Origin of the sequence: Janthinobacterium sp. HH104, from assembly GCF_001758715.1 — a bacterium.
In the GTDB taxonomy this organism is placed as follows: Bacteria; Pseudomonadota; Gammaproteobacteria; order Burkholderiales; family Burkholderiaceae_D; genus Janthinobacterium; species Janthinobacterium aestuarii.
Genome location: NZ_LRIB01000013.1, coordinates 373,331 through 395,564, shown reverse-complemented (window position 1 = coordinate 395,564; position 22,234 = coordinate 373,331). Strand labels below are relative to the sequence as shown.

Sequence of the window (22,234 nt, the reverse complement as noted above, 5' to 3'; positions counted from 1 at the left end):
ACGTAGTTGGAGCAAACACCAAATGTTTAGCCGCGCGGATGATGCTGCGCATGCAGCAGTTTCAGCCGTTCGCGGGCCACATGCGTGTAAATCTGCGTGGTGGAAATATCGGAGTGTCCCAGTAACAATTGCACAACACGCAAGTCCGCCCCATGGTTGAGCAAATGGGTGGCGAACGCATGGCGCAGCGTGTGCGGCGACAGCGGCGCCGTGATGCCGGCGCTCAGCGCATGTTTCTTGATGATGACCCAGAACATTTGCCGCGTCATGGCGCCCCCGCGCCGCGTGACGAACAGCGCGTCGTCCATTTGCCCGTCGAGGATGATGCCGCGCGCCTCCTTCAGGTAGCGCTCGATCCACAGCCGCGCCTGTTCACCGAACGGCACCAGCCGCGTCTTGCTGCCCTTGCCCGTGATACGCAGCACGCCATCGTTGAGGCTCAGTTCCACGGATTTCAAGTCCACCAGTTCCGACACGCGCAAGCCGCTCGCATACATGAGTTCGAGCATGGTACGCTCGCGCAGGCCCAGCGGCGTGCTCACGTCGGGCGCCGCCAGCAGCGCTTCCACCTGCGCTTCGCTCAGGGTATGCACGAAGCGCGCGGGCTGTTTGGCCGAGACCATCTTCAGGCACGGGTCGGCGGCGATATGCTTGTGCCGCAGGGCCAGCTGGTAAAACCGCTTGAGCACGGACAGGCGCCGGTTCGACGACGTCGCCTTGCTCTCGTCGTGGCGGGCAGCGAAATACGCCTCGATGTCGGCCGTGGACACCTCGTACAGGCCCTCGCGCCCGGGCCGCGCCACTTCCAGCCAGCGCGCAAACAGCCGCATGTCGCGCCGGTAGGCATCCAGCGAGTTTTTCGACAGGCCGTCTTCCAGCCACAGGCTGTCGCAGAATTCATCGATCAGGGTAGCGTTGTCGGGCGCCAGCAGGCTGTTCATCATCGTGTTGACCACCCCATGCCCGCCACGCCTTCGTGCGCCAGCAGCCAGCGCTTGACGCCCAGGTGGAAACCCGTCGCATCGTCGTGGTGGGCAAAGCCGCCCAGGCCGCCAGCGGCCGTAACCCGGTGGCAGGGGATCACCACGGGAAACCAGTTGGCGCCGCAAGCCTGGCCCACGGCGCGCGGCGCCGAGCCGATCAGGCGCGCCACGTCGCCATACGTGCGCACCTGGCCGCGCGCAATGCCGCTGATCGCCGCCCACACCCGTTGCTGATAGGCGCTGCCCGCAGCGGCCAGCGGCAGGTCGAAGACATGATCGGGATCGCGGAAATAGCGCGCCAGTTGCTGGCAGGCCCGCTCGGAGACGGCATCCTGCGCGTCTTTCTCGTCAAAGTGCGGCGGCAGATAGACCAGTTCGCATATCTGGCCATCCTGCGCGCGCACGCCCATGGCGCCGAATGGCGCGGCCACGATGGCGCTGAACAGTTCACTGCCCTGTTGTTTTTTCATCTGCTGATCATTATTCAAGTGTGGCATATATGCAACCTGCCGGCGCGGGAAGCGGCGCCACGGGAATTATGCACCGACTTTGGGCGTGCCGGCGGACGTTTCCTGCGCACGAAAAAAAAGCGCACCAGTCGGTGCGCTTCAAATATTGCTTCACGTTCCCGGTCATTTGGGTCCGCCGGTGCCGGCTTGTGGCCGCAGACAGCTATGACTCAACAACTTCTGTGAAACGTGTGTCTCCTCAATATATCCCCGGTATCAATACCGTTTTTATAGACCACTCCCCCACTAACCTTGTTGCCAATTCTGTATTTCAGCCTTGCTACCGGGGCGCATATGCATATACGTGTTTCCCCTTAAGGCTGCCCATCATAGCGCATTTATTCGGCCGTATCGACTTTTTTTGCACCATGACGGGGACAACTGTTTTAGTTGTAAATTAAATTTGGCAGCCACAGCGAGATTTGTGGTACGTAGGTGATCAGGCCCAGGAAGGCCAGCATCGTCAGCAGCCATGGCATCACGGCCACGGTCAGCTCCGAAATGCCCATCTTCGTGATGCCTGACGCCACATAGAGGTTCAAGCCCACGGGCGGATGGCACATGCCCACTTCCATGTTGACCACGATCAGGATGCCGAAATGCACGGGATCGATGCCCAGCTTCATGGCGACGGGGAACAGGATAGGCGCCATGATCAGCACGATGGACGACGGTTCCATGACGTTACCAGCCAACAACAGCAGCACGTTGACCACCAGCAGGAAGCTGATCACGCCCAGGCCCTTGCCCGTGATCCATTCGGCCATCGCTTGCGGGATGTTTTCACTGGTCATCAGGAACGAGAACAGCACGGCATTGGTGATGATGTACAACAGCATCGCCGACATGGCGGCCGAATCGAGCAAGACCTTGCCCACTTGCTTGATCTTCAAGTCCTTGTAGACGAAGACGGCGATGATGAAGGCGTACACGGCAGCCATGGCGGCCGCTTCCGTCGGCGTGAAGGCGCCGGAATAGATGCCGCCCATGACGATGACGATCAGCAGCAGGCCCCAGGCGCTCTTCTTGAACGTGACGAAACGCTCGCCCCAGCTGGCCTTCTGCATGCGCGGATAGTTGTGCTTGCGCGCCAAAAACCACGTGGTCAGGCCCAGCAGCATGGCCAGCATCATGCCGGGAATCACGCCCGCCATGAACAGCTTACCGACCGAGGTATTCGTGCTGACGGAATACATCACCATCACGATCGACGGTGGAATCAAAATACCCAGCGCACCCGAAGTGGTGATGACGCCGGCGCCGAAACCGCGCGGATAGCCCTGCTTGACCATGGCCGGCAGGATGATGGAGCCGATCGCCACCACGGTGGCGGGGCTGGAACCGGACACGGCCGCAAACAGCGCGCACGCCATCACGCCGGCCAGCGCCAGGCCGCCATGCCAGTGGCCGACCATGGAGCTGGCGAAGTTGATCATGCGCCGCGCCACCCCGCCATGCGTGAGGAAGTTACCGGCCAAAATGAAGAACGGGATGGCCATGATCTCGAATTTCTCGATGCCCGTGAAAATCTTCAGGGCCACCGATTCGATGGGCACGCTGGTCATGGTAAACAGGAACGTCAGTACCGTCAGGCCCAGCGAAATGGAAATCGGCATGCCGGTCAGCATCAGCGCCAGCAGCAACACAAAAATGATCAGCGCGTTCATGCCTTGGCTCCTTTTTCTTCAGCCGTCAGTTCGTCTTCCAGCCCCTCGACATGCGAGTGGTCGTGTTTCGGCAAGGCGCCCGTCTTGATGAAATGCACCATCACTTGCAGGAAGCGGAAGCACATCAGATAGGAACCGAGCGGCACGGCCAGGTACACCAGCCACATGGGGATTTCCATGTCGGCAGAGGTCTGGTCCGTGTGGCCAATCGACCACACGAAGCTGGCACCCAGGGTCCCCACGATGCCCGTAAACAGGGCGCCGGCACCGAGGCCGAAGACGATGAAGCGGTCGCGCCAGCGCGGGTTCATACGGTTGATCAGCACATCGACACCCACGTGGATGCCCGTGCGCACGCCATATGCGGCGCCGAACTTGGCCATCCAGACGAACATGTAGATACACAGTTCCTGGGCCCAGCTGGTATTGATTTGAATCAGGAAGTCTTGCAGGCCCGGTATCGGCAGGCCCGCCAGGTAGCGGTGCACGACCGCAACGAAGATGATGAAGGTGGCCGCGCCCATCAGGGTCGCGATCAGCCACTCTTCCAGGTGATCCAGAAATTTCATGGTGGACTTTCAAAGAATGCGGGTACGCTGGCACCCGCGCAGGACGCGCAGGTGCCGTTGCTGCAGAAAGACAGGAATATCCCTGACAGCCGCGCCGGGTGGCGCGGCCAGCGCGCTTACTTCGCGCTTTCCTTGTTGATGGCCGAGATCAGATCCTTGCCGATGCGCGCTTCCATGGCCTTTTGCACGGGCGCCAGCGCCTTGCGCCACTCGGCCTGTTCCTGCACCGTCAGCGTATAGATCTGCGTCTTGCCCGCTTTCTTGATGGCGTCGAGGGCCTGGTCGTTGTCGCGCTGGGCGATGGCTTTTTCAAACGTGGTCGCCTCGCGCATGGCTTTTTCCAGCTGGCCGCGGATATCGGGCGGCAAGCCATCCCAGAATTTCTTGTTGACGATGACGGCATAGCCCAGGTAGCCATGGTTCGACACGGTCACGTGCTTTTGCACTTCATGCATCTTTTGCGTGTACATATTCGATGGCGGATTTTCCGTGCCGTCGACGACGCCCGTCTGCAGCGCCTGATACACTTCCGAGAAGGCCAGCACTTGCGGATTGGCGCCCAGCGCGCGCATCTGCGCGTCGAGTACCTTCGACGACTGGATGCGCATTTTCAGGCCCTTGAAGTCGGCCGGCATGTGCAGCGGCTTGTTGGCCGACATCACCTTGAAGCCGTTGTCCCAGTAGGCCAGGCCCGTGATACCCTTGGGTTCCAGTTTTTTCAGCAGGCTCTTGCCGATTTCGCCTTCGGTGACGTTGTACAGCGCCGTCTTGGTGGGGAAGATGTAGGGCAGGTCGAACGCTTCGAATTCCTTCACGCCCAGCGGGCCGAACTTGGCCAGCGACGGCGCCAGCATCTGCACGGCGCCCAGCTGCAACGCTTCGAGTTCTTCCTTGTCCTTGTACAGCTGGCTGTTCGGGTACAGTTCGATCTTGACCTTGCCGTTCGTGGCTTTTTCGGCCAGCTGCTTGAAGCGCTCGGCGGCCTGGCCTTTCGGCGTGTCGGTGGCCACGACGTGGCTGAATTTGATGACGATGGGGGCTTGCGCGTAAGCGTGGACGCCGGCGGTGGCGCCGATGGCCGCGCACAGCGCGACGAACATGGTTTTCATCTGCATTTTTGTCTCCTGAGTGGTTTTTAAAAAAACTTTATTATTTGTCTACTTGAATATTGTGCCAAAGAAACTGCTTCGGCTATTGTGGTTAACCACAATAGCCGGTTCCCGATAAGCCGCTACCCTGCCAGCCATGCCGACTCCCCCCACCCTTGCGCGCCGCTTCAAGCTATCGAGCCCGATGCGCTGGCTGCTGCCCGTCATCCTGCTGCTGCTGTTCCTGTCCATCCTGTTCTGGCTGCCCTGGCAGGCGCGCCAGATGGAGAGCAACGAACGCCAGGAGCAGCTGATCGCCGACACGCTGTGGGTGGAGCAGACCATCCGCTTCCAGCTGGCGCGCAACGAGGAAAGCCTGTTCAATCTTGGCGTGGACATCGCCAGCGGCTCGCTGGGCGCGGAAAAAGTGCACGAACGGCTGCAGCAGATGTTGCGCAATGGCCGCGAATTGCAGCGCGTGCTGTGGCTCGACACCAGCGGCAAGGTGCTGGCCACCAGCGACAACAGCTTGCCGCACGCGCTGTCGTTTTCTCCGGCCTCGCTGACGGCGGCCGACAATGCGCGCCGTTTGCACCGGGGCCAGTACGCCCAGCCTTCGCAGCAGACGGGCTTTCCCGACGCGCCGCCGGGCGCCATGCTGATGGACTACCACCAGCCCCTGTTCGATGGCCAGCGCTACGTGGGCAGCCTGGTCGCCACCTACCAGATCAGCAGCCTGCTCGATGAAATGGTGCCGTGGTGGTTCGCCCAGGATAACCAGATTTCGCTGATCGACCGCGACGACAAGGTGCTGGCGCGGCGCGCCGCCGCCGGCCCCGGTCACGGCGTGTACACGCACAAGCGCGCGCTCGACGTGCCCGGCGCCAGCATCACCCTGTTTACCGACAGCGTGAAAAGCCAGCCCAAGCTGCTGCCCAATCTGCTGGTCGGCTCCGTCATCGCCCTGTCGCTGGGTTTGCTGTGGAGCTTGTTGGCCCTGTGGCGGCATATTTCACGCCGCCTGGTGGCCGAAGGCGCGCTGCGCCAGCAGATGCTGTTTCGCACAGCGATGGAAAACTCGCTGGTGACGGGCATGCGCGCGCGCGACCTGGAAGGCAGGGTCACCTACGTGAATCCCGCGTTTTGCCAGATCGTCGGCTATCCGCCCGAGGAAATCCTGGGCCGTTTGCCGCCCATGCCTTATTGGGTGCCCGAAGCGCTGGAGGAATACCAGCAGCGCTTCGTCAAGGCCCTGGCCGGCAATCCCACGCCGCAGTTCGAAACCTATTTCCAGCGTCCGGACGGCACGCGCGTGCCCGTGCTGATCTTCGAGGCGCCCTTGGTGGACAAGAACGGCCAGCAGACGGGCTGGATGGGTTCCGTGCTCGACATCTCGGATCGCAAGCGGGTCGAGGAACTCAATCGTCAGCAGCAGGAAAAGCTGCAAACGAGCTCGCGCCTGGCCACCATGGGCGAGCTGGCGTCGATGCTGGCGCACGAATTGAACCAGCCGCTGGCGGCCATTTCCAGCTACACGACGGGCGCCTTGAATTTGATCCGCCGCGCCATCGACCATGACGCCCCCGTCGATCCGGGCACCTTGAAGCCGGCGCTGGAACAGGCCAGCGCGCAGGCGCAGCGGGCCGGCCAGATCATCCGCAGCGTGCACGATTTCGTGCGCAAGAGCGAGCCGCAGCGCCAGGATATCGCCATCCGCACCCTGATCGACGGCATCCGCGCGCTGATCGACCTGCAGGCGCGCAAATACTATGTCACCATCCAGGAAGAGCTGCCGCCGGACCTGCCGCTGCTGCGCGCCGATCCCGTGATGATCGAACAAGTGCTGCTGAACCTGACGCGCAACGCCATCGAGGCCATGCAGGATGCGGCGCCGGGACGGCGTATCATGCGCCTGCGGGCCAGCCACGACGCGCAGCAGGGCATGGTGACGGTGGACGTGATCGACCATGGCCATGGCATTCCCCAGGACGTGGCCGAGCGGCTGTTTTCGCCGTTTTTCTCGACCAAGTCCGAAGGCATGGGCATGGGCCTGAACATCTGCCGCACCGCCATCGAATTTCACGGCGGCGCGCTGACCTTCGGCGCCAACCCCGCCGGAGGAACGATCTTTACCTTCAGCGTGCCGGCCGCGCCAAGCACGCCGCACTAACGAATAACTAATAACGCATAACGACAAGCCGGAGACCCCATGCTACACATCATCGACGACGAAGAGGTCGTACGCGACTCCCTGTCCTGGCTGGCCGCCTCGCGCAGCATCGAGGCGCGCAGCTACGCCAGTGCCCAGCAATTTCTCGATAGCCTGGACGGCAACTTCGACGCCGCCGGCGACTGCGTGCTGCTCGACGTGCGCATGCCCGACATGAACGGCATCGCCATGTTCGACCAGCTGGTCAAGCGCGACCTGACGGCGCGCCTGCCCGTGATCTTCCTCACCGGCCACGGCGACGTGCCGATGGCCGTCGACAGCCTGAAACGGGGCGCCTTCGATTTCTTTGAAAAGCCGTTCAACGACAACGACCTGATGGACCGCGTGCAGCAAGGCCTGGCCAACTCGCGCCAGGCCGGCGAACTGGCCGCCGTGCACGCGCGCCTGGCCACCTTGTCGACACGCGAACGCGAAGTGCTGGACCTGATTTTGGCGGGCAAGATGAACAAGGTGGTGGCCGACAAGCTGGGCATCAGCATGCGCACCGTGGAAGTCCACCGCGCGCATATCTTCGACAAGATGCAGGTCAAGACGGCGGTGGAGCTGGCTGGGTTGTTGAAGTAATAGACGCTGATGTTGGATTACGCGGCGCTCTCGCGCCGCTAATCCAACCTACATTGCAATGCAGGTCGGCGTAGGCGTAGGTCGGCTTAGCGCTCCGCGCGTAAGCCGACACCACCACTCAAGACGAAGGTAAAGCTGGCGCGGTTGTTGGCGACAACGGAAACGGGGCTTACCGCGTCAGCATGACCGTCGAGACCTTGCCATCCGCCACCGTCACTTCGGAGGTCAGCGTGCCGCCCTGCTTGCTTTCGACGGGCGTGAAGGCGCCCGGATAGAACACCGACCACGTCACGTTGGTGGTGACGTAATAGGTACCATCGGGGACTTCCGTGAATTCGAACCGGCCGTCGCTGTCGGCCATGGTCGTGCGGTCATAGTCGCGGATCTTCGGGCTGACGGTGCCAACCACCTGACGCTTGTACAGCGAGGCAGGCAGCATGGCCAGCTTGCGGGCATACTCCGTCTTCGGACGCAAAGTGACCTTCTCGCCACCGGCCTTCTTGAATTCGCCGCCCTTGGTCTTCATGAAGGCCTGGCCCTTGACACCGCCAGTACCGGTTTTTTGCAAGGCGTCATATTCCGCCTGCTGGAATTCCGGCATGACAACGGGTGGACGCGGCGTCGAGCATCCCATCAGCACTGCGGCCAGCACGCTCAAAGACAGTAATTTCAACATTTTCCCCTTGAATATTATTTCTATAAAAAAATATTATATGCAATTGGAAAGTTAAAAACCAGGCAATCGTCTCATGCGCGAAGCGGGCCTCCGGCTGGCGCGGCACATCAGGCGTAGGTCGGCTTAGCGCGCAGCGCGTAAGCCGACACCACCACCATCACTCATCGTGATGTTCATGATGCTCGGCCGCCCCATGCTTCCAGTAACTGGCCACATGCAGATGCTGCTTCGGCACCCCGGCGTCGATAAAATGCCCGCGCAAGCCCTGCACCTGCGCATGCTCGCACGCCACCCACACATAGCCGTCGCCCTCTGACGGCAGCTTGACCTGACGCAGCGCGTCCAGCAGCAGCGGCCCCTTGCGGCCATTGCGCGCGACCCAGCGCACGTCCAGCTGCGCCGCACAATCGAAGGCGATCTGTTCGCCATCTTCGACGATCTCGATCACGGCAATGGCCCGTGCCGTGGCCGGCAGCTGCTCCAGGCGGCGGGCGATGGCCGGCAAGGCCGTCTGGTCGCCCACCAGCACATACCAGTCGAAGTCGAGCGGCACCAGCATCGAGCCGCGCGGACCGCCCACGCCCAGGGTCTGGCCCGGCTGCGCTTGCGCCGCCCAGCTGGCCGCGGGGCCGTCGCCATGCAGCACGAAGTCGATTTCCAGCTCGCGCCGCGCGGCGTCGTAGCGGCGTGGCGTGTAGTTGCGGGCGATGGGACGCTCGCCTTGCGCGTACTGGATGGGATTCGGGCCATTGCCCAGCACGGGGAACACGGGCGCGGTCTCGCCGGGTGCGGGGAAGAACAGTTTCACGTGGTCGTCGTGCGCGGGCGAGACAAAGCCATCGAGGTCGCCTCCCGCCAAGGTGATGCGGCGCATGTGCGGCGTCAGCTGCTCGGTGCGCACGACGGTGAGCACGCGCAGTTTCAAGTCGTGCCGCACGCGCTCGATGGCGTGCGGGCGTGGCGCTGTAGTTGATACAGTAGTCATTGGGTATCCTTGTAAAGTGGGCTCAGTGGCCGTCGACGATGGCGTTCGCCGCCTGTTCCAGCACGGCGGAGACGCGCTCGGCTTCCGCGTCGCTCCAATTGGTCTTGTTCAGCAGCAGCGCATGCTTCAAGGTGTGCATGGCCTGGTGCACGCGCTCGGGCAAGGCCTTGCGCGCCTGGACGCGGGCAAACATGTCGAGGCGGGCCAGGATGCCGTCGATCTGGGCGCGGTTCTCGTCGAGATACGCGCGGCCCAGGTCCGTGATCGTGTAGAGCTTCTTGCCGCTGGCGCTTTCGGACGACGTCACGTGGTCCTGCTCTTCCAGCAGGGTCAAGGTGGGATAGACGGCGCCCGGGCTGGGGGCGTACGCGCCGCCGCAACGCTCTTCGATGGCCTTGATGATTTCATAGCCATGGCGGGGGCTGATTTCAATCAGCGCCAGCACGATCAGCGGCAGGTCGCCGCGGCCGAAGACGCGCTCGGCCCGTTCGCCACGTCCGCCGCGCCCGCCAGGACCACCGCCCATGCCGTCACCGCGCTCGTCGAAGCCGCGCGGGCCGCGGCCATGCATGGAGTATTCGTGGCGATGCTCGCCATGATGGTGGTGATGCTGGCCGCAATGGCCGTGATGATGATGACCGCCGTGGCCGTGTTCTGTATGGTGTGATTTTCTCATGTTTTCTCTTTAAAGATATATCGTTAGTAGGTATCGTTATTTTATAACGATATATCGATAAGTCAAGGAGAAATTTGTTATGCTCGTCTTTTCCCACTCCACACGCCGATGCCATGCCTGACAAAACCGCCGTTGACAAAATGTATGTGAAAAATGCCACGACCCTGGCCGTGCTCAATGACGGCGGCGAGCATGGGCAATTGCTGGCACAGTTGCCGGCCGAGCGGGTGGTACGGGAAGGTCAAAATGCGGACTGGATACTGCTGTTCGCGCGCAGCCGCGCGGAACTGGAGCAATTCCTGCCAGCGGCGCAGGCGCGCCTGGCGCCCGGTGGCGCACTGTGGGTGGCGTACCGCAAGGGAGGAATCAAAGCGGGCAGCGACATCCACCGCGACGATATTCGCCTGTATGCGCAGGAATCAGGGCTCGACAGCGTGGCGATGGTCGCCATCGACGCGGACTGGTCGGTGCTGCGTCTGAAGCAGGTTTAAACGCAGATCAAGCGATGCCGTGCAGCGCCAGCGCCCATTCGACGTGTTCGCGCACGATGGCCGACGGGTGCTCGCGGCGCGACAGCAAGGCCGCGACGATGTCGGCCTGGCCCTTGGCCTTGGCGGCCGCGTTGCCCATGCCGACGGCCAGGTTGCGCAGCCAGCGTTCGTGGCCGATGCGGCGAATCGCGCTGCCTTCCATGCGGCGGTTGAATTCCTCTTCCGTCCAGGCGAAGAGCTCCACCATGCCGGCACTGCCCAGGCTGTGGCGCTCGTCGAAGTCAGGCACGACGGCGCGCTGGGCGAACTTGTTCCACGGGCAGACGGTCTGGCAATCGTCGCAGCCATACACCTTGTTGCCGATCAGGGGGCGCATCTCGACGGGAATGGCGCCTTTCAATTCGATGGTCAAGTAGGAGATGCAGCGGCGCGCGTCGAGCTGGTACGGCCCCAGGATGGCTTGGGTCGGGCACACCGTGATGCACGCCGAGCACTGGCCGCAGCGCGGCGTTTCCGGCGGGTCGACGGGCAGCGGCACGTCGATGAGGATCTCGCCAAGGAAAAAGAAGGAGCCGCCCTGGCGGTTGATCAGCAAGGTGTGCTTGCCGCGCCAGCCCAATCCCCCTTTTTGCGCCAGCTCGACTTCCATCACGGGCGCCGAATCGCTGAAGACGCGGTAGCCGAAGTCGCCGATCTCGCCCTTGATGCGGTCGGCCAGCTGCTGCAGGCGCGAACGCATCACCTTGTGATAATCGCGGCCCCGCGCATACACGGAGATCACGGCCGCTTCAGGGTCGGCGTCGCGCGCCGCCTCGCGTTCGCGCCAGTCCGGTCCCAGCGCCGGCGGCAGATAATTCATGCGGGCGCTGATGGCGCGCACCGTGCCCGGCACCAGTTCGGCCGGGCGCGCGCGCTTCATGCCGTGGCTGGCCATGTAATCCATTTCGCCGTGATACCCTGCATCGAGCCAGGCTTGCAAGGGCGCTTCCATGTGCGACAGGTCGACGTCCGCGATGCGCACCTCGGCAAAACCCAGCTCGCGCCCCCATTCCTTGATGGTGCGCGCCAGGACGGCGAGATCGGTGACGGTGGCGGACATAGGGGACTTTACGGAAAACGGCAGGCGCGCGGGCGGTTACAATGACAGCAGCCTCCATTTTATGCGATACCGAAGATAATGACCGAACACTTCAAAGCCCACCTCCACGACGAAGCCGGCACCGCCGCGCTGGGCGCCGCACTGGCGCGCGCGCTGGCGCCGGGCCTGGCGATCTACCTGCACGGCGACCTCGGTGCCGGCAAGACGGCCCTCACGCGCGCCCTGCTGCACGCGGTCGGCCATGCGGGCCACGTGAAAAGCCCCACCTACACCCTGTCCGAACCGTACACGGTGCAGCTCGATGGCCAGAGCGTCAACGTCATCCATTTCGACCTGTACCGCATGGGCAGTGCCGAGGAATTCCTCGATGCGGGCTTTCGCGAAGACTTCGACGGCCGCAATATCTGCATCGTCGAATGGCCGGAGAAAGCCGAACCGGTGCTGCCGCCGGCCGACCTGAATATTTATTTGAACGTTGCGGGTACAGGACGTGATGTAGAATTGCAAGCGTCTTCTGAATTGGGTCTGTCATGCCTTCACCGTCTCAAATTCGCCCCGAACCTTTGATCTCCTCGCCCATCACCCGGCGCACGGTCCTCAAGGCCGGCGGCACCCTGCTGTTGTCCGTGTTCGCGCCCATGTCGGCGATGGCGGCGCAAATTCTCGCCGTGCGCGTCTGGCCGGCCGAGGACTACACACGCGTCACCCTGGAAAACGACAGCATCCTCAAGGCGACCCACTTCATCGTCAAGGACCCGGAACGGCTGGTGGTCGACATCGAGGGGCTGGAACTCAATCCCACCTTGAAGGGCCTGGTGGCGAAGATCCAGTCGAACGACCCGTACATCAAGCAGGTGCGCGTGGGCCAGAATCGGCCCAACGTCGTGCGCCTGGTGTTCGACCTGAAAGAGGAAGTCACGCCGCAGCTGTTTACCCTGCCGCCGGCCGGCTCCTATAACCACCGTTTGATCTTCGACCTGTATCCCGTGCGCGAGCCGGACCTGATCGCGCAGATGATCGAAAAGGGCGACTGGTCGAGCGACCCGGCCAAGCCGCCGATGGCCGACACGCACACGCCGCCGCCCGCGCTGCCCCTGCCCGAAAGCGGCAAGCCGCCCGTGGCCACCGTCACGCCGGCAACGCCGATCGTGCCGCCCGTGCCCGACGTGCGTCCGGAACAGCGCCCCGAAGCGCGCCCCCTGCCTGGCCAGAAAGTGGTGCGCATGATTACCATCGCCCTCGATCCCGGCCACGGCGGCGAAGACCCGGGCGCCATGGGCAGCCGGGGCAGCCGCGAAAAAGACGTGGTACTGGCCATCGCCAAGCGCCTCAAGACCAAGCTGGAACTGCAGCCGAACATGCGCGTCATGCTCACACGCGACGCCGACTTCTTCGTCCCGCTGGGCATGCGCGTGGAAAAAGCGCGCAAGGTGCAGGCCGACCTGTTCGTCTCCATCCACGCCGACGCCTTCATCCAGCCGACGGCGCGCGGTTCGTCCGTCTTCGTGCTGTCCGAAAAGGGCGCTACCTCGACGGCCGCGCGGTGGCTGGCCAACAAGGAAAACCAGGCCGACCTGATCGGCGGCGTGAACGTGAAAAACCACGACAAGCAGCTGGCCAGCGTGCTGCTCGACCTGTCGACGACGGCGCAGATCAATGACAGCATGAAGCTGGGCAAGGCCGTGCTGCGTGAAATCGGCGGCATCAACCGCCTGCACAAGGGTTCCGTCGAACAGGCCGGCTTCGCCGTGCTCAAAGCGCCGGACATCCCTTCCATCCTGATCGAGACGGCTTTTATTTCGAATCCGGAAGAGGAAGCCAAGCTGACCGACAACGGCTATCAGGACCAGATGGCCGACGCCATCGTCACGGGCATCAAGAATTACTTTGCGAAGAATCCGCCGCTGGCGAAAAGCCGCCTGACCTGACATGAAAGCCTAGCATGAGCGAGAGTATCTTTGGCGAGCTGCCGGCCGTGACCATCCGCGCGGCCGATGGTGCGCAGGCGACCGTCACCCTGTACGGCGGCCACCTGGTCTCGTGGCAGACCAGCGATGGCCAGGAGCGCCTGTTCTGCAGCCGCGATTCCGCCCTCGACGGCAGCCGCGCCATCCGCGGTGGCGTACCCGTGATCTTTCCCCAGTTCGGCGCGCGCGGCACGGGCATGCGCCACGGCTTTGCGCGCGTGGCGACGTGGCAGCTGGAATCGAGCGGCGACACCGATGGCGCCGCGTGGGCGCAGTTTGTCCTGACCCAGGCCGACTTGCCCGAAGCGATCGCCGCCAGCTGGCCCTGGGCCTTCACCCTGCGCCTGCGCGTGGCCGTCAAGGCGCAGGCGCTGGAACTGGACCTGTCCGTGCACAACACGGGCGAGCAGGCGTTTCCGTTTTCGGCCGCCCTGCATACGTATTTTTCGATTGATGATTTGAGCGAAGCGCGCATCAAAGGCTTGCAGCGCGTGCGCTATTCGGACGAGACGCCGCAAGATGCCCTGCAGGCGGAAGAAGTGCTGCAATTTTCGGACAAGCTCGACCGCATCTACTACCAGCTGCCGGGCGCCTTGAGCCTGCAGTCTGGCCGCCATACCCTGCGCCTGGAGCAGCAGGGCTTTACGGACGCCGTCGTGTGGAACCCGGGCGCGCAAGACGCGGCCGCCCTGCCCGACCTGGCCGACGACGAGCAGCCGCGCTTCATCTGCATCGAACCTGCCCTGATCCAGCCCGATACGCTGGCCGCCGGCGCCGACTGGACGGGCCGCCAGCGCCTTGAGTTTATTTAATTCGATTCCTTGATGATGCGGCCATTGGTCGGCTGAACCGGGCGCGCATTCAAGGGATACAGGCGGCTGAACAGCGCCATCTGCGCCGGCGATGCCTGCACCGGCTGCTTCATCACCATCCACAGCACGCCTTCGCTGCAAGGCGGCTCCGTCATCGATCCCATGTACGTGTAGTAATCGCGCCGCGCCGGCAGCATTTCGGCCGGGTCGAGCAGGATGGTCGGCTGCATGGTCTCGAATTTTTCCAGCGGCAGGTTGTTCCACACGGTCTGGATGGTCGCTTGCGGCGCACCGCGTTCGAGCAGCAGCGCCAGCACGGCTTGCCGGCCTTCCGCGTCGCGGTGCACCAGGTGCACCACCATCTCGAAGGCCTTGCCATTGATACGCTCTTCGGACGGGCGGTGGAAATGGAATTGCTGCAGCTCGAACATGCGGTTCTGCACCGTGATGTAATTGCCGCCGCTCACGCCCACCTGCACCGTGTGGCCATTGTCGACCACGTTGAACGACGACGGGCGGTAGTCAAAGCTGATCTGCTCGAGCTCCACCTTCATGCCGTCGCGGATATCGATCGGCGACTGGCGGCTGCCATTGCCGCACTTGCCCCAGTCGACATTGATCTTGCTCCAGTTGGCCGGACCGCTGTCGCCCTCGTACGACCAGTGCGTGCCGCGCGGCACGGGTGGCGGTGGCGGCGGCGCGGCCTTCACCACGGCGGCGCGCTTGGCGCGGGCGGCGGCGCGGGCCGCCTGGGTGGCGCGCATTTCCGCCAGGCGCGCAGCGATGCGTTCGGACAGGTCGACTTCGGCCGCTTCCTCCTTTTCGCGCGCCGTGGGCGCGACGACGACAGGCGCCTTGGCCTCCTTGCCCTTCACCGATTCGGTCAGGGTTTTCATGGCGGCCGCGCGCGCCGACGCCGACATGGGCGCGGATGCGGTGGCGCTCGCCGGGGCGGGGGCATCTTTGGCGCTTGCCATGGCCGTCATCACGGCAAGGCTGCAAGCTAACAGGGCGCTCAAATGTCGCATGGAAATCCAGAAAGTGAGAATACCTTCTGGTTTACGGCTGTAAAGCAACAAAACTTGAATCAGGGCAGGAGCAAAACAGAAGTACCGAAGAGAAAACGGGATCCAGGGCCAGCTGTGGACGGCGCCGCAGCATGCTTGCCCTGGATCTTTGCAGCAATTACGCCGACTTGCCGACCATGCGCTTGTAGAGTTTCCACATGCCGCCCAGTACCACCGGCACGACGGCGGCGCCGACACCGATCAGCACGATCAAGGTCAGATGGTCGCGGATCCACGGGATATTGCCGAAGAAGTAGCCCGCCGTGACCAGACCGACCACCCACAACAGGGCGCCCGTGATGTTGTACATCTGGAAGCGCACATGCGTCATGTCGGAAATGCCGGCCACGAACGGGGCGAAGGTACGCACCACCGGCACGAAACGGGCCAGGATGATGGTCTTGCCACCGTGCTTTTCAAAGAATTCATGCGTGCGGCGCATGGCGTCCTTGTTGATCCAGCGGTAATCGTGGGTAAACACCCTTTGCCCGATGGCCTCGCCTATCCAGTAATTGAGCGTATTGCCCGTGATGGCCGCCGTGACGAGCAGGAAGATCAGCAAGCCCAGGTGCATCTGTCCCGTCGCGCAAAACGCGCCGGCGATAAACAACAAGGTATCTCCAGGGAAGAAAAACAGCACCACGAGGCCTGTCTCGCAAAAAATAATGGCGAACAGCACCGCATACACGAGGGTGCCGTACTGCTCGATCAAGATACCCAACGTCTTGTCGACATGCACGATCATGTCGAGGAATTGCACAAAATCCATATATTTTTCCCTAAAGGTAGCGGCGGAATCATACACCACCCGGCCCGCGCAACGGCAGTCCCCGGGCCGATATTTCTGGATTAATTCTGCGGCGCCCTTGCGCGTGTGACAATTTAAGTAAAGGTTAAGGAAACACCATATCGGCAGGCAACTCTCAGGATTACGGTATGCAATGTTTTTACGACGAAATATTGCCATTCCGGTATACACTTTCTGCACAACGCAACCCGCGCCGACCAGGAGAAAACATGTATCGACACCCACTGAGCGGCCTGACCATGGCCACCGTACTGGGCCTTGCACAGCTGGCTGCCCACGCGGCGCCCGTCCAGATCAAGGCGCCCGCCGAACTGCCCGCCAAGGCGACCTTGGCCGATGTGATCAAGGCCTCGAAGCCGTCCGACTGGCGTCCACTGGACCCGGACAACACCCTGTACCTCGACATTCCCACCGGCCGCGTGGTGATCGAGCTGGCGCCCGACTTCGCGCCCAAGCACGTGGCCAATATCAAGGCCCTGGTGGCGGAACAGTATTACGACGGCCTGGCCATCACGCGCGCGCAGGACAACTGGGTGGCGCAGTGGGGCGATCCGAACGAGAAGAATCCCAAGCCGATCCAGCATGCCCAGCGCACCCTGCCCGGCGAATTCACGGTACCGCTAAAAAACATCAAGAGCTTCACGCGCCTGCCGGACGCCGACGGCTATGCGCCGCAAGTGGGCCATTCAAACGGTTTCCCATCGGCGCGCGATCCGAAAACGGGCACGGCCTGGCTCACGCATTGCTATGCCACCGTGGGCGTGGGCCGCGACAGCGCCAGCGACAGCGGCGGCGGCACGGAACTGTACGCCGTCATCGGCCAGTCGCCGCGCCACTTGGACCGCGACATCACCGTCGTCGGCAGGGTCGTCTCCGGCATGCCATTGCTGTCCACCCTGCCGCGCGGCACGGGGCCCATGGGCTTTTATGACAGCCCCGAGAAAAACGTGCCGATCAAGGCCATCCGCCTGGCCGCCAGCGTGCCGCCCGAGCAGCGCAGCAAGCTGGAAGTGATGCGCACCGACAGCGCCGCCTACCAGGCCGTACTGGAAGCCCAGCGCCACCGCGGCGGCCCGTGGAGCAAGGTCACGGCCGGCCACGTCGACGTGTGCAATGCGCCGATACCGGTGCGGGAGGTGGGGAAATAGGCCAACTTTTAGCCCAAGAGCAAGGGCTGGGGTCAGACCCGACGGGTCTGACCCCGGTATAATTACCGCATGAACGCTCACATTACGCCCCACCGCCCGATCCAGGCCTTGCCTGACCAGTTGATTTCGCAAATCGCCGCCGGCGAGGTGGTCGAGCGGCCATCGGCCGTCGTCAAGGAACTGCTGGAAAACGCGCTCGACTCGGGCGCCACGCAGATCACGGTGCGGCTGGAAGAAGGGGGCGTGAAACGCATCGCGATTACCGATAACGGCCGCGGCATCGACAAGGATCAGCTGCCGCTGGCCCTGGCGCGCCACGCCACGTCGAAGATCGCCTCGCTGCACGACCTGGAAAACGTGGGCACCCTGGGCTTTCGCGGCGAGGCGCTGGCCTCGATCGCCTCGGTGGCCGCCGTCACCGTGACCTCGCGCACGATGGATGCGGCCCATGCGTGGGAAATCGTCGGCTCGCACAATGGCAGCGTCTCGCCATCATCGGGCGCGCACGGCACCACGGTCGACGTGCAAGACCTGTATTTCAACACGCCCGCGCGGCGCAAATTCCTCAAATCCGAGCAGACGGAATACGGCCACTGCGCCGAAGTCGTGCGCCGCATCGCGCTGGCGCGGCCGGACGTATCGTTCTCGCTGTCGCACAACGGGCGCACCATCGACCAGTGGAATATCAGCGAACTGGCCAAGCGCAGCGCGCACATCCTCGGCAACGACTTCGCCGAAGCGCGCCTGGCACTGGACGAATCGGCCGGCAGCCTGCGCATCCACGGTTTTGCCGGCTTGCCGACGGCATCGAAGGCGCGCGCCGATGGCCAGTTCTTTTATGTCAACGGGCGCTTCGTGCGCGACAAGCTGCTGGTGCACGCCGTGCGCATGGCCTACCAGGACGTGCTGCATGGCGACCGTTTTCCATCGTACGTGCTGGCGCTCGACCTCGATCCGGCCCTGGTCGACGTCAACGTGCACCCGTCGAAGATCGAAGTGCGCTTCCGCGACAGCCGTTCCGTGCACCAGTTCGTCTTCCACGCCGTGCAGCGCGCGCTGGCGCAGACGTCGGCCACGGCGTTTGGCAGCGTACCGGCGCCCCTGCCGGCCGCTGCCACCCTGAGCGGCGATACCGCCAGCGCGGGCTTGGGCGGACCCGGCATCTGGCGCCGCGAGCAGACGCAGACCTCGTTCGGCGCGCAATTCACGAACACCTTCGCGCCCGCCTCGCCCGGCGCGAACCGTCCCTTCTTTGCCGACGCGCCAGGCGTGGCCCAGAATACGGCGGCCTACGGTGCCCTGTTCGGCGACGGCGCAGGCGCCGCCAACTCGCCGATCACGCAGGTGGAGCCGTACATCGCCTCGCCCGAAGCGATGGCGCGCGAAGAATATCCGCTGGGCTTTGCCCTGGCCCAGCTGCATGGCATCTACATCCTGGCGCAAAACACCAAGGGCCTGGTGCTGGTCGACATGCACGCGGCGCACGAGCGCATCCTGTACGAGCAGCTGAAAAACGCGCTGCAGGCGCAAGTGTCCGGTCAGGACATGCAGGTGCAATCCTTGCTGATCCCCGTGACGTTCTACGCGGACGCCATCGAAGTGTCGACGGCGAATGAAAACCAGGACACATTGAAAGCGCTGGGCTTCGACATCGCCGCCCTGTCGCCCACCACGCTGGCCGTGCGCAGCGTGCCGACACTGCTGAAAAACGCGGACGTGCAAACCCTGGCGCGCGACGTGCTGCGCGACGTGCGCGAATACGGCGGCTCGCGCGTGCTGATCGAGCGCCAGAACGAATTGCTGGGCACCCTGGCCTGCCACACGGCCGTGCGCGCCAACCGGATCTTGTCGGTGCAGGAAATGAACGCCCTGCTGCGCCAGATGGAGAGCACGGAACGCGCCGACCAGTGCAACCACGGCCGACCGACGTGGGTGCAGGTCGAGATCAACGCGCTCGATAAACTGTTCCTGCGCGGCCAATAAAATTCCGGGGTCAGACCCGCCGGGTCTGACCCCGGCCTTTGCCTTGGGGCCCCCATCGCAAGCACATCAAAAAAGCATCATGACAAATACCCATACCCTCCCCCTGGCCGTCGCCATCATGGGCCCCACGGCCAGCGGCAAGACGGCCAGTGCGCTGGCCATCGCGCAAGCGATTCCGTCCGAGATCATCTCCGTCGATTCCGCCCTCGTCTACCGCGGCATGGACATCGGCACGGCCAAGCCGTCGAAGGAAGAACTGGCCCAGGTACCGCATCATCTGATCGACATCATCGACCCGCTCGACGCCTATTCCGTGGCGCAGTTCCGCAACGACACCCTGCGCCTGGTAAGCGAAATTTCCGCACGCGGCAAGCTGCCGCTGCTCGTCGGCGGCACCATGCTGTACTTCAAGGGCCTGGCCGATGGCCTCGACGACTTGCCCGGCGCCGACCCCGTGCTGCGCGCCCAGCTGGAAGAGGACGCGGCCGCCATCGGCTGGCCCGCCATGCATGCGCGCCTGGCGCAGCAAGATCCCGTCACGGCCGCGCGCCTGGCGCCGCAGGACGCGCAGCGCATCGGCCGCGCGCTGGAAATCATCGCCCTGTCCGGCCAGCCCATGTCAGCCCTGCTGGACCGCCGCGAAAAGACCGTGCTGCCGTTTCAATTGCAATCGTTCGCGCTGGAACCGTCGGACCGCGCCGTGCTGCACGCGCGCATTGCCGCGCGTTTCGACCTGATGCTGAAAAACGACGCCCTGCTCGATGAAGTGGATGGGTTGCGCCGGCGCGGCGACCTGCACCCGGGCCTGCCGTCGATGCGCTGCGTGGGCTACCGCCAGGCATGGGACTACCTCGATGGCCGCATCGACCGCGCCGCCTTGCGCGAGACGGGCATCATCGCCACGCGCCAGCTGGCCAAACGACAGCTGACCTGGTTACGCTCGATGCCGGAACGCATCGTCATCGACTGCCTGGGCCCTGATCCGGCCTCGTCCATGCTGGCACAAATCCAGCCATTGCTAAAGTAACCACCACCGATGCGCACGCAGAAAAAACCGCACATTTTTTTGCGCCGGCATTGACAAGGAAATGGGAAGACTGGATAATGCTCGGCTGTTGGGTGATATAGCTCAGTTGGTTAGAGCACAGCATTCATAATGCTGGGGTCGGTGGTTCAAGTCCACCTATCACCACCAAGAATTTGCAGTATGAAGAACCCGCCCCTGCCCCGTGCAGCGGCGGGTTTTTTCATTTCCGGCAGCACCACGCATGCGGCCTGCGCGCAACACCAGCCCCATCCACATGCAATCGGGGATTGTGACAAGTCGCCTCTGCCGCTTACAATGAGAATAATTCTCATTTATATTATTCATCCCCCATGTCCGCCATCCAGCCCAGCCTGCAACAGCAAGTGCACACGCTCTACAGCGAGCATCACGGCTGGCTGGTGGGCTGGCTGCGCAAGAAACTCAGCTGCCCGCATGGCGCGGCCGACGTGGCGCAAGACACCTTTTTACGCATCATCGCCTCGCGCGACGCCCTGTTCGGCATGCGCGAGCCGCGCGCCTATCTGTCGACGACGGCCAAGCGCTTGCTGCTCGACCGCGCGCGCCGGCAAGTACTCGAACGCAGCTACCTGGCGGAACTGGTCCTGCTGGCCGACAGCCTGCCCGGTGCGCCCTCGCCGGACGAGATCCTGATGGCCGTACAGGCGCTCGGGCAGATCGCCACAGCGCTGGACGGAATATCCGCCAAGGCGCGCGAGGCCTTTTTGCTGCACTACCTGGAAGAGCAGCCGCAGGCCGCTGTCGCCGCGCAGCTGAACGTCTCCACGCGCATGGTGCAAAAATACCTGGTGCAAGCCTTGCTGGCCTGCCGCCACGCCTGCCCGGCCATGGCGGCATGAGCGGCACGCGCACCGATATCGCCGCCGAGCAGGCCGCCCGCTGGATCGTGCGGTTGAGCGCCGACGACCCGGCCGAGCGCGACACGGCGCGGGCCGGTTTCGCCGCGTGGAAGGCGGCCGATCCGCTGCACGCGACAGTGGCCGCCGGCATGGAAAACCTGCTGCGCCAATTGCATGCCGTGCGCGAGCCGGCCGGCGGCGACCATCGCCCCGCGCGCGCCGCCCTGGCCGCCATCGCGCCCAAGCGCCAGCGTCTGCGCCAGCTGGCCGCCGCCAGCGCCGTGGCCGTGCTGGTGCTGACCGGCGCGCTGGTCCTCGGCGAGCGCCCCGCCTACCTGCTGGCCGACCTACGCAGCCCCACGGGACAATGGCAGACGCACACCCTGGCCGATGGCAGCCGCCTGACCCTGGCCGGCGGCAGCGCCGTCAACGTACGCTTCAATGCGGGCGAACGGCATGTGGAGCTGGTGCTTGGCGACATCCTCGTCGACGTGGCCAAGGATGCGCAACGCCCCTTCATCGTCGACAGCAAGCAGGCGGCGATCCGTGCGCTGGGCACGCGCTTTGCCGTGCGCAGGGAAGACGACGCCACCATCCTGAGCATGCTGGAATCCAAGGTGCTGGCGCAGGTGCCGCAGCATCGGGCCGTCGTGGTGCAGGCGGGCCAGCGCACGCGCATCACCGACGATGGCGTCGGGCCACTGACCAGCATCGATGCGACCAGCGTGCAGCAAGCGTGGCGCGCGCACCAGCTGGTGGTCGACGACTTGCCGCTGGCCGACGTGCTCGACGAGCTGGCCCGCCACCGTCACGGCCAGCTGCATTACGACCGCGCGCAGATCGCCGGCATCCGCGTGGCGGCCGTACTGCCGCTGGACGACACGGACAAGGCGCTGCAGCTGCTGATCGACAATTTCCCCCAGCTGCGCATCCGCATGCTGACGCGCTACCTGGTGATGGTGGACGCCCCCGCCAAAAAGTAAATATTTTTTGCGTTCGCGGTTCCA

The 22,234-nt window shown here is 63.7% G+C and carries 22 protein-coding genes and 1 tRNA gene; 12 read left to right on the top strand and 11 right to left on the bottom strand.

Annotated elements, in window-relative coordinates; all coding sequences use genetic code 11:
- Nucleotides 1–26: 26 nt before the first annotated feature.
- From xerD to JAB6_RS02650, 5 genes are all read right to left on the bottom strand, one after another.
- Complete coding sequence (gene xerD, locus JAB6_RS02670; RefSeq protein WP_225242529.1) at nt 27–944, bottom strand: site-specific tyrosine recombinase XerD; 918 nt, start codon at nt 942–944, stop codon at nt 27–29.
- Nucleotides 941–1,453 carry a methylated-DNA--[protein]-cysteine S-methyltransferase gene (locus tag JAB6_RS02665; protein ID WP_034746871.1) on the bottom strand — a complete coding sequence of 171 codons (513 nt, stop codon included), beginning with the start codon at nt 1,451–1,453 and terminating at the stop codon, nt 941–943. Before JAB6_RS02665 ends, xerD begins: the two co-directional genes overlap by 4 nt.
- Before the next feature lie 425 nt (nt 1,454–1,878).
- A complete protein-coding gene (locus tag JAB6_RS02660) occupies nt 1,879–3,159 on the bottom strand; it encodes a TRAP transporter large permease (RefSeq protein WP_070223052.1) in 1,281 nt (426 codons plus the stop codon).
- The gene (locus JAB6_RS02655) at nt 3,156–3,728 is read right to left on the bottom strand and encodes a TRAP transporter small permease (RefSeq protein ID WP_034746865.1); all 573 of its coding nucleotides are present in this window, start codon (nt 3,726–3,728) and stop codon (nt 3,156–3,158) included. The genes JAB6_RS02660 and JAB6_RS02655 overlap by 4 nt, the downstream gene beginning before the upstream one ends.
- 116 nt (nt 3,729–3,844) lie before the next feature.
- Nucleotides 3,845–4,843 carry a TRAP transporter substrate-binding protein gene (locus JAB6_RS02650; RefSeq protein ID WP_034746862.1) on the bottom strand — a complete coding sequence of 333 codons (999 nt, stop codon included), beginning with the start codon at nt 4,841–4,843 and terminating at the stop codon, nt 3,845–3,847.
- A gap of 130 nt (nt 4,844–4,973) precedes the next feature.
- Here JAB6_RS02650 and JAB6_RS02645 point away from each other — a divergent pair, with 130 nt between their 5' ends.
- Complete coding sequence (locus tag JAB6_RS02645; protein ID WP_070301257.1) at nt 4,974–6,986, top strand: PAS domain S-box protein; 2,013 nt, start codon at nt 4,974–4,976, stop codon at nt 6,984–6,986.
- Between the two features lie 39 nt (nt 6,987–7,025).
- On the top strand, nt 7,026–7,610 hold the full coding sequence (locus tag JAB6_RS02640) for a response regulator transcription factor (RefSeq protein ID WP_070301256.1): 585 nt from the start codon (nt 7,026–7,028) through the stop codon (nt 7,608–7,610).
- Nucleotides 7,611–7,779: 169 nt separating this feature from the next.
- Here the strand turns inward: JAB6_RS02640 and JAB6_RS02635 are convergent, their stop codons facing one another.
- The 3 genes from JAB6_RS02635 to JAB6_RS02625 form a co-directional block, all read right to left on the bottom strand.
- Nucleotides 7,780–8,286, bottom strand: a complete 507-nt coding sequence (locus JAB6_RS02635; RefSeq protein ID WP_072455108.1) for a carboxypeptidase-like regulatory domain-containing protein — start codon at nt 8,284–8,286, stop codon at nt 7,780–7,782.
- Nucleotides 8,287–8,443: 157 nt separating this feature from the next.
- Nucleotides 8,444–9,271 (bottom strand): siderophore-interacting protein, encoded by an 828-nt coding sequence (locus tag JAB6_RS02630; RefSeq protein ID WP_070301254.1) that lies wholly within the window; start codon nt 9,269–9,271, stop codon nt 8,444–8,446.
- A gap of 22 nt (nt 9,272–9,293) precedes the next feature.
- Nucleotides 9,294–9,947, bottom strand: coding sequence for a PadR family transcriptional regulator (locus JAB6_RS02625; RefSeq protein WP_083292485.1), 654 nt, complete (start codon nt 9,945–9,947; stop codon nt 9,294–9,296).
- A 113-nt stretch (nt 9,948–10,060) separates the two neighbouring features.
- On the opposite strand from JAB6_RS02625, the gene JAB6_RS02620 reads away from it, so the two are divergent.
- Nucleotides 10,061–10,438 carry a DUF3052 family protein gene (locus JAB6_RS02620; protein WP_070301252.1) on the top strand — a complete coding sequence of 126 codons (378 nt, stop codon included), beginning with the start codon at nt 10,061–10,063 and terminating at the stop codon, nt 10,436–10,438.
- A gap of 7 nt (nt 10,439–10,445) precedes the next feature.
- Here the strand turns inward: JAB6_RS02620 and queG are convergent, their stop codons facing one another.
- Complete coding sequence (gene queG / locus JAB6_RS02615; protein ID WP_070301251.1) at nt 10,446–11,537, bottom strand: tRNA epoxyqueuosine(34) reductase QueG; 1,092 nt, start codon at nt 11,535–11,537, stop codon at nt 10,446–10,448.
- Nucleotides 11,538–11,615: 78 nt separating this feature from the next.
- On the opposite strand from queG, the gene tsaE reads away from it, so the two are divergent.
- The 3 genes from tsaE to JAB6_RS02600 are packed head-to-tail and all read left to right on the top strand — an operon-like array spanning nt 11,616 to nt 14,316.
- Complete coding sequence (tsaE, locus tag JAB6_RS02610) at nt 11,616–12,104, top strand: tRNA (adenosine(37)-N6)-threonylcarbamoyltransferase complex ATPase subunit type 1 TsaE (protein WP_070301250.1); 489 nt, start codon at nt 11,616–11,618, stop codon at nt 12,102–12,104.
- Nucleotides 12,068–13,465 carry an N-acetylmuramoyl-L-alanine amidase gene (locus JAB6_RS02605; RefSeq protein ID WP_070301249.1) on the top strand — a complete coding sequence of 466 codons (1,398 nt, stop codon included), beginning with the start codon at nt 12,068–12,070 and terminating at the stop codon, nt 13,463–13,465. The genes tsaE and JAB6_RS02605 overlap by 37 nt, the downstream gene beginning before the upstream one ends.
- A gap of 14 nt (nt 13,466–13,479) precedes the next feature.
- Complete coding sequence (locus JAB6_RS02600) at nt 13,480–14,316, top strand: D-hexose-6-phosphate mutarotase (RefSeq protein ID WP_070301248.1); 837 nt, start codon at nt 13,480–13,482, stop codon at nt 14,314–14,316.
- On the opposite strand, the gene JAB6_RS02595 is transcribed toward JAB6_RS02600, so the two are convergent.
- Entirely contained in the window at nt 14,313–15,344 is a 1,032-nt protein-coding gene (locus JAB6_RS02595; RefSeq protein WP_034746833.1) for a carbonic anhydrase, read from the bottom strand. The genes JAB6_RS02600 and JAB6_RS02595 overlap by 4 nt on opposite strands.
- A gap of 157 nt (nt 15,345–15,501) precedes the next feature.
- Entirely contained in the window at nt 15,502–16,152 is a 651-nt protein-coding gene (locus tag JAB6_RS02590) for a VTT domain-containing protein (protein ID WP_034746831.1), read from the bottom strand.
- A 248-nt stretch (nt 16,153–16,400) separates the two neighbouring features.
- Between JAB6_RS02590 and JAB6_RS02585 the strand changes: the two genes are divergently transcribed.
- From JAB6_RS02585 to JAB6_RS02560, 6 genes are all read left to right on the top strand, one after another.
- Nucleotides 16,401–17,339 (top strand): peptidylprolyl isomerase, encoded by a 939-nt coding sequence (locus JAB6_RS02585; RefSeq protein WP_070301247.1) that lies wholly within the window; start codon nt 16,401–16,403, stop codon nt 17,337–17,339.
- 69 nt (nt 17,340–17,408) lie between these two features.
- The gene (gene mutL, locus JAB6_RS02580; protein WP_070301246.1) at nt 17,409–19,322 is read left to right on the top strand and encodes a DNA mismatch repair endonuclease MutL; all 1,914 of its coding nucleotides are present in this window, start codon (nt 17,409–17,411) and stop codon (nt 19,320–19,322) included.
- A gap of 79 nt (nt 19,323–19,401) precedes the next feature.
- Complete coding sequence (gene miaA, locus JAB6_RS02575; RefSeq protein WP_070301245.1) at nt 19,402–20,349, top strand: tRNA (adenosine(37)-N6)-dimethylallyltransferase MiaA; 948 nt, start codon at nt 19,402–19,404, stop codon at nt 20,347–20,349.
- Nucleotides 20,350–20,440: 91 nt separating this feature from the next.
- Nucleotides 20,441–20,517: transfer RNA gene (locus JAB6_RS02570), tRNA-Met, on the top strand.
- Between the two features lie 182 nt (nt 20,518–20,699).
- A complete protein-coding gene (locus JAB6_RS02565) occupies nt 20,700–21,227 on the top strand; it encodes a sigma-70 family RNA polymerase sigma factor (protein WP_070301244.1) in 528 nt (175 codons plus the stop codon).
- Nucleotides 21,224–22,210 carry a FecR domain-containing protein gene (locus tag JAB6_RS02560; protein WP_070301243.1) on the top strand — a complete coding sequence of 329 codons (987 nt, stop codon included), beginning with the start codon at nt 21,224–21,226 and terminating at the stop codon, nt 22,208–22,210. The genes JAB6_RS02565 and JAB6_RS02560 overlap by 4 nt, the downstream gene beginning before the upstream one ends.
- The last annotated feature ends 24 nt before the right edge of the window (nt 22,211–22,234 follow it).

What these genes read in the sequence shown, in the direction of transcription:
- xerD (WP_225242529.1), bottom strand. Translation starts at nt 944, where the DNA reads ATGATGAACAGCCTGCTGGCGCCCGACAACGCTACCCTGATCGATGAA.
- JAB6_RS02665 (WP_034746871.1), bottom strand. Translation starts at nt 1,453, where the DNA reads ATGAAAAAACAACAGGGCAGTGAACTGTTCAGCGCCATCGTGGCCGCG.
- JAB6_RS02660 (WP_070223052.1), bottom strand. Translation starts at nt 3,159, where the DNA reads ATGAACGCGCTGATCATTTTTGTGTTGCTGCTGGCGCTGATGCTGACC.
- JAB6_RS02655 (WP_034746865.1), bottom strand. Translation starts at nt 3,728, where the DNA reads ATGAAATTTCTGGATCACCTGGAAGAGTGGCTGATCGCGACCCTGATG.
- JAB6_RS02650 (WP_034746862.1), bottom strand. Translation starts at nt 4,843, where the DNA reads ATGCAGATGAAAACCATGTTCGTCGCGCTGTGCGCGGCCATCGGCGCC.
- JAB6_RS02645 (WP_070301257.1), top strand. Translation starts at nt 4,974, where the DNA reads ATGCCGACTCCCCCCACCCTTGCGCGCCGCTTCAAGCTATCGAGCCCG.
- JAB6_RS02640 (WP_070301256.1), top strand. Translation starts at nt 7,026, where the DNA reads ATGCTACACATCATCGACGACGAAGAGGTCGTACGCGACTCCCTGTCC.
- JAB6_RS02635 (WP_072455108.1), bottom strand. Translation starts at nt 8,286, where the DNA reads ATGTTGAAATTACTGTCTTTGAGCGTGCTGGCCGCAGTGCTGATGGGA.
- JAB6_RS02630 (WP_070301254.1), bottom strand. Translation starts at nt 9,271, where the DNA reads ATGACTACTGTATCAACTACAGCGCCACGCCCGCACGCCATCGAGCGC.
- JAB6_RS02625 (WP_083292485.1), bottom strand. Translation starts at nt 9,947, where the DNA reads ATGAGAAAATCACACCATACAGAACACGGCCACGGCGGTCATCATCAT.
- JAB6_RS02620 (WP_070301252.1), top strand. Translation starts at nt 10,061, where the DNA reads ATGCCTGACAAAACCGCCGTTGACAAAATGTATGTGAAAAATGCCACG.
- queG (WP_070301251.1), bottom strand. Translation starts at nt 11,537, where the DNA reads ATGTCCGCCACCGTCACCGATCTCGCCGTCCTGGCGCGCACCATCAAG.
- tsaE (WP_070301250.1), top strand. Translation starts at nt 11,616, where the DNA reads ATGACCGAACACTTCAAAGCCCACCTCCACGACGAAGCCGGCACCGCC.
- JAB6_RS02605 (WP_070301249.1), top strand. Translation starts at nt 12,068, where the DNA reads ATGCCTTCACCGTCTCAAATTCGCCCCGAACCTTTGATCTCCTCGCCC.
- JAB6_RS02600 (WP_070301248.1), top strand. Translation starts at nt 13,480, where the DNA reads ATGAGCGAGAGTATCTTTGGCGAGCTGCCGGCCGTGACCATCCGCGCG.
- JAB6_RS02595 (WP_034746833.1), bottom strand. Translation starts at nt 15,344, where the DNA reads ATGCGACATTTGAGCGCCCTGTTAGCTTGCAGCCTTGCCGTGATGACG.
- JAB6_RS02590 (WP_034746831.1), bottom strand. Translation starts at nt 16,152, where the DNA reads ATGGATTTTGTGCAATTCCTCGACATGATCGTGCATGTCGACAAGACG.
- JAB6_RS02585 (WP_070301247.1), top strand. Translation starts at nt 16,401, where the DNA reads ATGTATCGACACCCACTGAGCGGCCTGACCATGGCCACCGTACTGGGC.
- mutL (WP_070301246.1), top strand. Translation starts at nt 17,409, where the DNA reads ATGAACGCTCACATTACGCCCCACCGCCCGATCCAGGCCTTGCCTGAC.
- miaA (WP_070301245.1), top strand. Translation starts at nt 19,402, where the DNA reads ATGACAAATACCCATACCCTCCCCCTGGCCGTCGCCATCATGGGCCCC.
- JAB6_RS02565 (WP_070301244.1), top strand. Translation starts at nt 20,700, where the DNA reads ATGTCCGCCATCCAGCCCAGCCTGCAACAGCAAGTGCACACGCTCTAC.
- JAB6_RS02560 (WP_070301243.1), top strand. Translation starts at nt 21,224, where the DNA reads ATGAGCGGCACGCGCACCGATATCGCCGCCGAGCAGGCCGCCCGCTGG.